General features: G+C 65.4%; 10 protein-coding genes. 3 read left to right on the forward strand and 7 right to left on the reverse strand.

All coding sequences use genetic code 11. From position 1 onward, the window contains the following. Nucleotides 1-40 precede the first annotated feature (40 nt). From NXT3_RS02280 to NXT3_RS02295, 4 genes are all read right to left on the reverse strand, one after another. Nucleotides 41-625, reverse strand: a complete 585-nt coding sequence (locus NXT3_RS02280; protein WP_037420624.1) for an IMPACT family protein — start codon at nt 623-625, stop codon at nt 41-43. 255 nt (nt 626-880) lie between these two features. Next, nucleotides 881-4,588, reverse strand: coding sequence for a trifunctional transcriptional regulator/proline dehydrogenase/L-glutamate gamma-semialdehyde dehydrogenase (putA, locus tag NXT3_RS02285; RefSeq protein WP_104838734.1), 3,708 nt, complete (start codon nt 4,586-4,588; stop codon nt 881-883). Nucleotides 4,589-4,748: 160 nt separating this feature from the next. Beyond that, nucleotides 4,749-5,078, reverse strand: a complete 330-nt coding sequence (locus NXT3_RS02290; protein ID WP_097525578.1) for a YkgJ family cysteine cluster protein — start codon at nt 5,076-5,078, stop codon at nt 4,749-4,751. 50 nt (nt 5,079-5,128) lie between these two features. After that, complete coding sequence (locus NXT3_RS02295; protein ID WP_037420615.1) at nt 5,129-5,935, reverse strand: 2', 3'cyclic nucleotide phosphodiesterase SpdA; 807 nt, start codon at nt 5,933-5,935, stop codon at nt 5,129-5,131. 188 nt (nt 5,936-6,123) lie between these two features. Between NXT3_RS02295 and NXT3_RS02300 the strand changes: the two genes are divergently transcribed. After that, complete coding sequence (locus tag NXT3_RS02300; protein ID WP_097525579.1) at nt 6,124-7,158, forward strand: proline racemase family protein; 1,035 nt, start codon at nt 6,124-6,126, stop codon at nt 7,156-7,158. 51 nt (nt 7,159-7,209) lie between these two features. Here the strand turns inward: NXT3_RS02300 and NXT3_RS02305 are convergent, their stop codons facing one another. Beyond that, nucleotides 7,210-7,767 carry an SEL1-like repeat protein gene (locus tag NXT3_RS02305; protein ID WP_097537773.1) on the reverse strand — a complete coding sequence of 186 codons (558 nt, stop codon included), beginning with the start codon at nt 7,765-7,767 and terminating at the stop codon, nt 7,210-7,212. Between the two features lie 179 nt (nt 7,768-7,946). On the opposite strand from NXT3_RS02305, the gene NXT3_RS02310 reads away from it, so the two are divergent. Then, a complete protein-coding gene (locus NXT3_RS02310) occupies nt 7,947-8,567 on the forward strand; it encodes a FecR domain-containing protein (RefSeq protein WP_097525581.1) in 621 nt (206 codons plus the stop codon). Nucleotides 8,568-8,570: 3 nt separating this feature from the next. Here NXT3_RS02310 and NXT3_RS02315 read toward each other — a convergent pair whose 3' ends face one another. Both NXT3_RS02315 and NXT3_RS02320 read right to left on the reverse strand, forming a co-directional pair. Further along, the gene (locus tag NXT3_RS02315) at nt 8,571-10,436 is read right to left on the reverse strand and encodes a CHASE2 domain-containing protein (protein WP_097525582.1); all 1,866 of its coding nucleotides are present in this window, start codon (nt 10,434-10,436) and stop codon (nt 8,571-8,573) included. A gap of 3 nt (nt 10,437-10,439) precedes the next feature. After that, entirely contained in the window at nt 10,440-11,144 is a 705-nt protein-coding gene (locus NXT3_RS02320; protein ID WP_037420586.1) for a Crp/Fnr family transcriptional regulator, read from the reverse strand. 220 nt (nt 11,145-11,364) lie between these two features. On the opposite strand from NXT3_RS02320, the gene NXT3_RS02325 reads away from it, so the two are divergent. Beyond that, nucleotides 11,365-11,802, forward strand: a complete 438-nt coding sequence (locus NXT3_RS02325; protein ID WP_097525670.1) for a DoxX family protein — start codon at nt 11,365-11,367, stop codon at nt 11,800-11,802. The last annotated feature ends 50 nt before the right edge of the window (nt 11,803-11,852 follow it).

Below are 11,852 nucleotides of genomic sequence, written 5' to 3' on the forward strand. Positions count from 1 at the left end.
GATCAATTGTATGATGATTGTGAGGCCGAGGAAAAGGCGTTCAGTCCTCGCTCGACAGGATAGCCCTGCCGCGGCTGAGATCGCTCACGAGTGCGCGTGTTGCGTCTGCCGCGTCCTTCGGCAGCCCGATCGCCAGCACCGCGCCCGTGTCGGTGAAGCTCTCGCTGGCGATCGAGACGCCGCGAGCGGCAAGCCGCGCCTTGATGAGGGCGAGATCGGCAAAATCGCAGGCGACCGTGGCCCGCAGCGTCTCGACCAACTCGACCTTTTCCGCGGTCCTGAGGCAGAGCGCGGCAGTGCCGCCATAGGCCCGGACCAGTCCGCCGCTGCCGAGGAGGATGCCGCCGAACCAGCGCGTGACGACGACTGCGACCCGGTCGAGCGACTGTCCGTCGATCGCCGCGAGAATTGGCTTACCTGCGGTGCCGCTCGGCTCGCCGTCATCATTGAAGCGATAGGTCTGGCCGATGCGCCAGGCCCAGCAATTGTGATTGGCGGTGGGGTCGGAATGGGCAGAGAGAAAGGCCTTTGCGGCCTGCTCGTCGTCGATCGGACCGGCGATCGCCAGAAAGCGGCTCTTCTTGATTTCCTGTGTCGAGGTCTCGATGCGCTGAAGGGTGAACATCCGCTGTTTCCGGTTTGGGAGCGGTCATAGCGGAATGGGGGCACTTCGTCATCTGTGATGAATTGCCTGCCGAGGCGCACCTCGCCCCTCCCCAACCCCTCCTCACACGGGGGAGGGGCTTGAGCCTCCGCTGCGGCCGACTGCCATGCCGGAACACTCTCGCCTGCTGCAACGACCAAACGCGGGCCTAAAGGGTGCGGCAGCTCAAGCCCCTCCGCCTTGTGGGCCCTTGTGGGGAGGGGTATGTCCAGAGTCTCAGCCGATCGCCATCAGGCTGGCATTGCCGCCGGCGGCGGCCGTGTTGATCGAGGTGGAAACCTCCTCGACCAGCCAGTTCAGGCAATAGGCGTCCGGATTGCGGCCGATTTCCTCGCCGGAAGCCGCCTGGACGAGCACGAGCGGACCGGGAAGCGCCGCAATTGCCTTGTTAACGTCGCGGATGCGTTCGGCGTCGCCCTCGACCAGCGCGCCGGCAAAGGGGCCGTCGGCGGCCCAGTCCTTCGACCAGGAGACGCGCAGCGCGACGCTGTGCGGCAGGTTCTTGAGCGAGGATTGCAGGCCGGAGGCGGCGTTGACGACGACGCTGTTGCCGGTCGCGAGCGCCGCGGCGAGCTGGTGATAGAGGCCGCTCTCGGTCGCGGGCACAAGGAGAACGCGGCCGCGCGGATGCAGCGCATAGAGATTGCGCTCGCCGACCGGGCCGGGGAGTTCCACATCGAGCCCCAAAGCCGAGTTGCTGCCGGCGTTGCGCGCTGCTTCCGCTTCCGCTGTGGCGCTCTTGCCGTCGAGCCACTTGGCGAAATCGAGCAGAACGGGATCGGTATGCACGGAGCTGTGCTGCGGCGGCACCGGGGCCGTCGTCACCAGCCGGCCGAGATAGAGCGGCCCGCCGGCCTTGGGGCCGGTGCCGGAAAGGCCGCGGCCGCCGAAGGGCTGCACGCCCACCACCGCGCCGATGATGTTGCGGTTGACATAGAGATTGCCGGCCTTGATGCGGCTCGTCACATGAGCGATCGTCTCGTCGAGGCGGGTGTGCAGGCCGAAGGTCAGTCCGTAGCCAGTGGCATTGATGTCGTCGATCAGCCGGTCGAGGTTGTCGCGGCGGTAGCGGATGACGTGCAGCACCGGCCCGAAAACCTCGCGCTGGAGATCGGAGAGCTTCTCCAGCTCGATGATCGTCGGCGGCACGAAGGTGCCCTTTTGCGTCTCGGCGGCGAGGCCGATCTGCTCCACCTTGCGGCCGAGCCCGCGCATCCGCTCGATGTGCTTGTCGATCGTCTCCTTCGCATCTGCCGTGATGACCGGACCGACATCGACGGAAAAGCGATCGGTGCGGCCGATGTTCAATTCGTGCAGCGCTCCCCTCAGCATGTTGAGGGTCCGGTCGGCGATATCCTCCTGCAGGCAGAGCACGCGCAGCGCCGAGCAGCGCTGTCCGGCGCTGTCGAAGGCCGAGGCGATGACGTCGCCGACGACCTGTTCGGCAAGCGCCGAGGAATCGACGATCATCGCGTTCTGGCCGCCGGTCTCGGCAATCAGCGGGATTGGCCGGCCGGAGGGCGAAAGCCGATCGGCGAGCTCAGCCTGGATGAGCCGCGCGACCTCCGTCGAACCGGTGAACATCACGCCCGCAGTCTCGGGCGCTGCGACCAGCGCGGCGCCGACTCGGCCGTCGCCCGGAAGGAACTGCAGCGCGCTTGCCGGCACGCCGGCCTCATGCAGAAGGCGCACGCCCTCGGCGGCGATCAGGGGCGTTTCCTCCGCCGGCTTGGCGAGCACCGGGTTGCCGGCGACAAGGGCTGCAGCAACCTGGCCGGTGAAGATGGCCAGCGGGAAGTTCCACGGGCTGATGCAGACGACGGGGCCGAGCGCCCTATGGCCGCGACCGAGGGTGCGGCGCGTCTGCTCGGCGTAATAGCGCAGGAAATCGATCGCCTCGCGCACCTCGGCAATGGCATTCAGCACCGACTTGCCCGCCTCGCGCATGATCAGCCCGAGAAGCGTCGGCATGCGTGCCTGCATCAGGTCGGCGGCGCGCTCGAGGCAGGCGGCCCGTTCCGCCGGCGGAACGGCAGCCCAATTCGAGGCGGCATCGGCGGCTAGGCGAGCGGCCCGTCTTGCATCCTCCTCCGACGTCTCTGTGACCGAGCCGACGCGGTCGCGATGGTCGCCCGGATTGACGACCGGCCGGGTTTCGCCGCCCGCCGCGCCGGTCGCGAGTTGCGGCACCGCCGTCCAGGCGATCGCGGCGCTCGCCTTCAGCGTCTCCGTCAGGGAGGCGAGCGTCGCTTCGTTGGAAAGATCGAGGCCGGCCGAATTGGGGCGTGCAGCGCCGAAGAGCTCGGCCGGCAGCGCGATCTTCTCGTGCTTTGCGCCGACCACCGGCATGGCGCGGACGATCTCCACGGGATCGGCGACCAACTCGTCGATCGAGACCATCGGATCGGCGATGCGATGCACGAAGGAGGAGTTGGCACCGTTCTCGAGCAGGCGGCGCACGAGATAGGCAAGCAGCGTTTCGTGCGTGCCGACCGGCGCATAGATGCGGCAGGGCCGGCCGAGATTCTCCCGGCCCACCACTTCCTCATAGAGCGGCTCGCCCATGCCGTGCAGGCACTGGAATTCGTATCTGCCGACGTGAAAGTCCTTGCCGGCCATGTGGTAGATGGCGGCGAGCGTCTGGGCGTTGTGGGTGGCGAACTGCGGGAATACCAGCTCGGTCGCCGAAAGCAGCTTGCGGGCGCAGGCAATGTAGGAGACGTCGGTGTGAATTTTGCGGGTGAAGACCGGGAAATCTTCGAGCCCGTCGAGTTGCGCCCGCTTGATCTCGGCGTCCCAATAGGCGCCCTTGACGAGTCTGACCATGATGCGCCGGCCGGCGCGCCGCGCCAGGTCGATGATGAAGTCGAGCACGAAGGGGCAACGCTTGCCATAGGCCTGCACGACGAAGCCCATGCCGTTCCAGTCGGCGAGATCGGCGTCGAGGCAGAGCTCTTCCAGAAGGTCGAGCGAGAGTTCCAGCCGGTCGGCCTCTTCGGCGTCGATGTTGAGGCCGATATCGTATCTCTTGGCGAGGATCGCGAGCGACTTCACCTTCGGCAGCAATTCTTCCATCACCCTCAACGCCTGCGCCCGCGTATAGCGCGGATGGAGCGCGGAGAGCTTGATCGAGATGCCGGGACCTTCATAGATGCCCCGTCCGGCCGAAGCCTTGCCGATCGCGTGGATGGCGTTCTCATAGTCCTTGTAGTAGCGCTTCGCGTCCGCGGCGGTCGTCGCCGCTTCGCCAAGCATGTCGTAGGAATAGCGGAAGCCCTTCTGTTCTAGCGCGCGGGAGCGTCGCAGCGCCTCGTCGATCGTCTCGCCGGTGACGAATTGCTCGCCCATCATTCGCATCGCCATGTCGACGCCACGGCGGATCACCGGTTCGCCGCAGCGGGAGATCAGCCGCGTCAGCGCCGCGGCAAGGCTGCGGTCGTTGACCGTCGACGTCAGCTTGCCGGTGACGACCAGGCCCCAGGTGGCGGCGTTGACGAAGAGCGATCGGCCGCCGCCGAGATGCGATTTCCAGTCGCCATCGGAGATTTTGTCGCGGATCAGCGCGTCGCGCGTCGCCGTGTCGGGAATGCGGAGAAGGGCCTCGGCAAGGCACATCAGCGCCACGCCCTCCTGGCTCGAAAGCGAGTATTCCTGCACCAGCCCCTCGACCCCCGAACCCTTGTGCTTGGCGCGCAGTGCCTCGACCAGCTTGCGAGCGGTCCGTGCGGCGGCGTCCCGCATTTCCCGAGGCAGTGTTGCGGCCTCGACGAGCGGCGGCAGGCACTCCGTCTCAGGCCGGCGATAGGCGGCCGTGATCGCCTGACGCAGCGTGCTCTGGGTCCGGATCGGCGGCGCGAAGTTCGCAAACGGCGCCGGGTCGGCGTCGGTCGTAACGGTTGGTTTTTGAAGTCGGGTCTGGCTCATCGAACGCGATCCTCCACGCGGGAATTCGTGGCCGAACAATACGCTTTATGGTGCCGAACCTCCATCCGGCAAATTCGCCATCTCCCAGGATGTTTCGCTACCCATATCACCAAGGTAGTGAAATGTACGGATCAGGAAGAATGATCCAGACGATTCCACATCAAGCCGCGGCGCCGAAAAGCCGTTGTCGGGCCATCAGGCATTCGTCGTCTCCGGGCATGCAGGTCCGGCAGACGATCGGTCGCACCGCATAGACCTTGCAGGCGACAGATTTGCCGAGCGTGCCCTCGAGCGCCGTGCAGCGCTCGTTCTCGCAGCGCATGCCGCCAAGGTCGGCGGCGACGTGGTCCGCCGGTATTCGTTCCAGTTCCTCGTCCGTCTCCAGCGAGAAACGCGGCCATTCGGCCGAATAGGCGCAACAGGCGCCGCAGCTCTGGCAATCGAAATCGTGACTGGCGAAGTCGCGGCTGGCGGAAAGGGAGAGGGTCATGGCGCCAGCCTATCACGAAGCCGGTGGCGTCGGAACTGGCCAAGCGGGTCTCACGCCACCGCCGCGTCGCGCTTTGCGATCTCGTAGTCTTCGGTATGCACCAGCACGCCATCGGCGGTGACCACCGCGATGCCGTAGGCCGCCGGCTCATCGACGGAAAGCGATGCATCCGCGATGTCGAAGGGCATCGGCTGCTGGTGGACCGGGCTCTTGAAGATCGAGAAGGGAATGCCGCGGCTGGAGCCGCTGATGGTGCGATGCACATGTCCGGCAAAGATGTGGCGTACATTGCCGTGCCGTTTCACGAGCCCGTAGAATTGCTCCTCGTTGATCAGCCGGATCATGTCGATGCCCGCAAATCCGCTGGCATGCGGCGGGTGGTGCATGAAGATGAGGACCGGCCGGTCGTCGGCGCTGCCGAGCTGCCGGTCGAGCCAGTTGAGGCGCCTCTCGCAGAGTTGGCCGGCATGGCTCATCGGATAGTCGTAAGGCGGTGCAAACAGCGTGTCGAGCAACACAGCCCGGCAATCGGGAAAATCGATCACCTGCTGCACGAAGCCGTTCTCGTCTCTCGCGGCCTCCCGGAACACTTCCAGGAAAACTTCGCGCCGATCATGATTGCCGAGCATCACGGCCGCGGGCGGGATCAACTCGAAAAGCAGATCCTTCAACCGTTCATAGGAGGCACGGTCCGCCTGGTGCGTGAGGTCGCCGGCAAAAATCACCCGGTCGGCATCGGCATGGTAGCGATTGACATGGTCGATGCCGTTGGCGAGCCGCCGATAGGGGTCGATCCCAATGATCGTCGTGCCGTCGGGAACCATGTGAAGATCGGTGAAGATGATGAACTTTGTCATGAGGGGGCGTCGCAATACTGATCTGACGGCACGCTCCTCCCCTTGGCTCCGCCGGTCAAGCGGCATCTTTGGGTGGATCGATCAGGCACGCTTGCGACTGGGCCGGCAGGCAGTCTCTTGCGGCTCGATGGCGAACGCGCTATGGGTTGCTGACGCTGATATATCAGTCGATATCCGGAGAGACGGTCATGAGATGGAAGCGCACGATCCAGTTGCTGGACGTCCATTGCGAGGGTGAGATCGGCAAGGTGGCGATCGGCGGCGTGCCGAAGATCCCAGGCAATTCTATCGCCGAGCAGCTGAACCACATCAACACGGTGGATGACAGCCTGCGCCGGTTCCTCTGCCTCGAGCCGCGCTCCGGATCGATTGGCTCGGTCAACCTGCTGCTGCCGCCGACGCGGCCGGGGGCCGATGCCGGCTTCATCATCCTGCAGGCCGACCAGGCGCATGCGATGTCCGGCTCCAATTCGATCTGCGTGACGACGGCGCTGCTCGAATCCGGCATGATCGAGATGAAGGAGCCGGAAACCGTGGTGATGCTCGACACCGCCGCGGGTCTCGTGAAGGCGACGGCCAGCTGCCGCGACGGCCGTTGTGAGCGGGTGAAGCTCACCATGGTTCCGTCGTTCGTCCAGGAGCTGGATGTCGAGCTGGACACGCCGGAATGGGGCCGCATCAAGCTCGATCTCTGCTTCGGCGGCGTGTTTTACGCTCTGGTTGACGTCCGCCAGATCGGCACGACGATCGAAAAGGCGAATGCCCGCCGGATCGTCGAGGCAGGCATGGCACTGAAGGACATCATCAATCGCACCATACCGGTGGTGCACCCGGTAATCCCCGAGATCAGCGGCGTTGCCTATGTGATGTTCCGCGACACGGAGGAAGACGGCGCCGTCAGAACCTGCACCACCATGTGGCCCGGCCGTGTCGATCGCTCGCCCTGCGGCACCGGCAGCTCGGCAAATCTTGCGACGCTCCATGCGCGCGGCAGGGTCAAGCCGGGCGACGTCCTGAAATCGCGCTCGATCATAGGATCGGAATTCGAGGTCGGCCTCGAAGCCGAGACGACGGTCGCCGGGCGGAAGGCGATCATTCCGACCATATCCGGCCGCGGCTGGACCTTCGGCTTGCATCAGCTGGCGCTCGATCCGTTCGATCCGCTCGCCGATGGTTTTGCGCTGACCGATACCTGGGGCCCCCAGGCGGGCGAGATCCGCTAGCTCTAAGCACACGAGGTGCCGGCTTCGGTGGATTTCGCGTAGCCAGCGTCCTCACTGGAGATCGTTCGTCTTCGCCCGCTCCAGCCATTGCGCCGCAAGGACGCCGTCGACCCGCGTGCCGACACCATCCCGATAGGCGGCGGCGAGATACTGGGCGGCGGCGCGATTGCCCTCGGAGGCGGCGCGCTGATAGAGCTCGAAGGCCGCTTCCGGCTCGCCGCGCTCCGCCAGCCGGGTGCCGTAGACAGCCATCGCCAGCGCATGGCCGTTTTGCGCCGCCTCGCCGAGAATACGAAGCGACTTTAGCCTTTCGCCGGCGCGTTCGAGCACGCGGGCAAGCTGAAACTGCGTCCGCGCGCCGCCATTCTGGTTATAGGCTTCGCGGCAGGCCGACAGTGCGACGCCGATGCGGATATCCTGCGTCGCGACAGCCGGAAAGGCCCTGTTGCGCTCGAGATCGAGTTCGCTGCCGGCCTCCCGATCGCATTGCTCGGCGGCAGTGAGCTCGGCGGCGCGAGCCGCGGGCGTGGCGGCGATGGACAGAAGCATCGCCGTTGCAATGAGCGGGCCGCTCGCGATGCGAATGGTCGGTTTGATCCGGGTCTTCATGATACTCTCCGTTCTCCGGCCATAATCGTAGAACGGTTGTGAGCCGGTGCCTGTTCCGAGCGAAACAGCCAGGGTCTTGGCACGCCTTCGAAGCGAGACGTCTTGCATCCTCCATGCCTCGGTCTATCCTCGAACGAAGGCTCGAACAGGGAGGGCTGCAAACGCAGCGGGAGAAGCCGATGCCTGAGCCACGGATAAGAAGAAGGGCGGTGCTTGGCGGCTTGCTCGCGGCGGTTATCGGCGGCCGCAGGGCTGCGGCGGCGAACGGTGCAGTCGTTGGCAAGGCGCAGAAAATCCGCGGCAATGTTCGCCGCCGGCAGGGTGAGGCGGATGAGCGGCTTGCCGCAGGCGGCGCCGTTCTCGACCGTGACTATGTCACGACCAGCACCAACAGCTTTGCCGATCTCGCGCTGAGCGAGACCCGAATCTTACTGGGACCCCAAACGGAGCTGCTGATCGACAGCTTCATTGCCGGCGAAGGTGGCACGCTCGAGCTCGGCGTCGGCCGCATGGTTTTTGACCGGCCACAAGGGCTGCCGAAGGCCGACGTCGCGGTCCGCACCGCCTTCGGAATGATCGGCGTTCGCGGCACGAAGTTCTTCTGCGGGCCCAGCCGGGCGGCTGCCTTCGCTGTTTTTGTCGAGCACGGTGCCGTCAGCGTCGAAGGCGCCGGCGTCGCGCGGACGCTGACTGCCGGCGAGGGCGTGGATTTCGACCGGCCGGGCGCAGCGCCAGGTGCGGTGACGCGATGGGGGCAGGCGCGCATCCGCGAGGCCTATGCGAGCGTGGGTTTAAGGTAGCGGCTACTGCCATTCGGCGTCCACGACGGTGAACAATTCCATCGATCCGAAACTGCGGATTTCGTGCCTGCCGAGCGGCCGAAGCGCAACGTTGCACTCGGCGGCGGCTGCCGGGCCGATGCAGATCGCCGTCCCGAGGAACTTGTTCGCCTCCTGGAGACGCGCCGCGAGGCTCACCGCGTCGCCGTGGGCGGTATAATCGAGCTTGCCGCCGGCACCGACCTCTCCAAGCACCGCCGGTCCGGTCTCGATGCCGATCCGGGTCCTGCCGAAACCATGCTTGGCAAATTGCGGTCGCTGCCGCATTTCTTCCGTCAAGGCGTGAACGGCGATGGCGCATTGGATGGCCTTGTCGACATGGTCGGCGAGATCCTCCGGCGCGTTGAAAAGCGAATGGACCGCATCGCCGACCACCTTGTCGACCATGCCGCCATGGCGGGCAACGAGCGCGTTCACCTCCGCGAAATAGACGTCGAGCAAGGCCACCAGCTCGCGTGGCCCTAGCTTTTGGGACAGCGTCGAGAAGCCTTCGATATCGGTGAAGAGAGCGGTCACCGGTCGCTCTTCGCCCGTCGCACCGCTGCGGTCCGGATCGTCTATGTAGCGCGCCACCACCGACTGCGGCAGATATTGCGAGAATTTCTGCCGGGCGATCGCTTCGGCTCGGCGCACCCGGGCGAGCTGCAGCGCGCTCGTCACGATGAGGATTGCCACCAGCGCGATCGAGATGCCGACGGCGTCGAAGAGCCAGCCGGTCGTGCCATAGATCGCGCCGGCAAAGGCACTGACGGAAAGCACGGCCGCGGCGCCGAGTGTCATGGTCGTCAAAGGACGGAGCTTCGTTGCGCCATAGGCGGCAACGACACCGGCGGCGAGACCGAACAGCGCTTCGATCAGCGGCAGGTCGCCACCGCGGTAGGGCACGAAGCCCGTCACCACCGCATTGGCGATGTCGGCATGGATCTGCACGGAGGGCTCAAGCGGCGTCGAGGCGGTCGGCCTCAGTCCGCCGAGGCTCGGCATGCTGCTGCCGAGAAAGACGAGCTTGCCGGCGATACGGCCCGTGTCGAACCTGCCTGCGATGATGTCGGCGGCCGAGACCGTCCGGGCAGCGATCTCCGCCTGCGAACTCGCCACAAAACGAAGGTTGCCGTCCGCATCGAGGGGAATGATGGCATGGTCGAGTCTCAGCCAGGCGGGTTCTCCGCCGAGCACCGGCGTGCTGCTTGCCGCGCCGAGCCGGCCCGCTTCGATGCCGAGCGCCGGAAAGGCTTGGTTGTCGAGAATGGCGTAGGCCTGCGCGCGCCGGACCCGGGCATCCTTGTCTCCCACCAGGAAGGCCGCCGTCGCCCCCTTCGACCGGTCCATGAACATCGCGCAGGCGGTCTCTGCGCCCGGTATGAACCACGCATCGGGGACCGCGAGCTGGCGCCGCAAGGCGAGCGGTGGAACGGGCCGGGGGTGCTCAAGGGTGCGGTCGGCTGCGAGAAAACCAAGGACGACCGGCGCTTCGCCGATCGCCGAGGCGAGCGCGACGTTGGCCGGCGAGGCCGGATCGCAGTCGGAACTGAAGACGAAGTCGACGGCGATCGCCTTGGCGCCGGCGGCTGCCAGGCGCGATATCAGTTCGGCGGTCGCACCTCTGTCCCAGCTTTCCGACCGCGCCTCGAAGGTCGTCTGATCGATGTCGACCACGGTGATATCTGCCGAGCGCGGCGAGGGGACCCACTGGGTGAGATTGTCGAAGAAGAGTTCACGCGGCGTGCGGAACGCCGCCTCGGCATGGAGGTAGAGAACAAGCGCCGCGACCAGACTCGCAACGACCCCGCCGGCAAACGGGCTGAAGCGGCGATGCGGCCATGGCGTCAGTGCCTAGTCCTCCGGTGGATCTGCTATCATCAGCAGGCGCCCCACATTACACGAGACGATGCCGTCCGTCCGCTTGAGAGCGCCGTTTTCCTCGAGCGAGAGAATGGCACGGTTCACCTTCGGCCGGCTCGCACCGAGAATGGCGGCGATGTCGGTCTGGCTCAGCGTCAGGCGCAGATTTGCACTTTCCGGCAGTTCGTTGCCGTGGATCTGCCGAAGCGTCGCCAGGAAGAAGCGCGCGACCCGGGCGTGGAGATCGTAGAGCGCGATCGTCTCCAGCCGGTCGGTCGTGTCGCGCAGCTGCGCGCAAAGGAAGCGGATGACCGCCTCGGCGATCCTCGGCTTCTGGGTGATCAGATCGAGAAAGGCCTTCTTGCCGATCACATAGCCTTCGGCGGCGGTGACCGCGGTCGCATCGGCCGAGCGCGGCTGATCGTCGAGCACCGCCATTTCGCCGAACAGCGCTCCCGCCTCGTGCTGGCGCAGCATCAGCTCGCGGCCTTGCGGGGTGAACAGCGAAAGCTTGATGCGCCCGGAAACCACGACAATCATGTAGTTGCCTTCGTCGCCGCGCTGGAAGATGACCGTGCCCGCGGGCCACCTGCGGTAACTGGCGATGTCGGCGAGTTCGCAGAGCGTTTCCTTGTCGAACTCTTCGAAAATCGGAAAGGACCGCCAGAAGGCGGGACTCCGGTTAATTTCGGTCATGAGACTTCCCCTGCGTGCCCTACGCGCCGGAGATTCTTCACACAGTCGCGGCCGTTGCAACATAAAAAGCATTGGGGGGACAGTGCATCGGGAGAAATGTTGACGAAATCACGCGATCGTCTCGAAATTGTGAACGATGTGTTTCTGCCATGGCGGCTGGTCGATTCGCAAAATGCTGATATTCCTGCTGCAAATCAGTTTTGAACAGGAGCCTTTGCGCATGCCTCAGAATGTCATCGTCCTCGTCGGGCGCGTTCTTCTCTCGATCATCTTCCTCGTCTCCGGCTTCGGCAAGCTCGCCGATCCGGCAGGCACCGCCGGCATGATCACCAATGCCGGATGGCCGGCGGCAACGGTGCTTGCCTATCTCGCCGGTCTTTTCGAACTGGTCGCGGGTCTTGCCGTTCTGGTTGGCTTCCAGACGCGCATCGCTTCCTATCTGCTCGCCGCCTTCTGCCTCGTGACGGCCTTCGTCTTCCACAGCGGCCCGATCAACGTTCCGGATTTCCCGGAAGCGGCAAACGGGCTTCTCTCCATGTTCAACCAGATCATGATGATGAAGAACATCACCATTGCCGGCGCCTTCCTGGTGCTTGCCGGCTTCGGCCCTGGAGCGCTCTCCGTTGACGCCCGCGTCGGCAAGGTGGTCGCCGCTTAGGCCTCCGGTTCCTCGCCTGGAAAAGAAGAACCCGCCGGCTGCGTCGGCGG

Source organism: Sinorhizobium fredii (genome assembly GCF_002944405.1).
GTDB lineage: Bacteria > Pseudomonadota > Alphaproteobacteria > Rhizobiales > Rhizobiaceae > Sinorhizobium > Sinorhizobium fredii_C.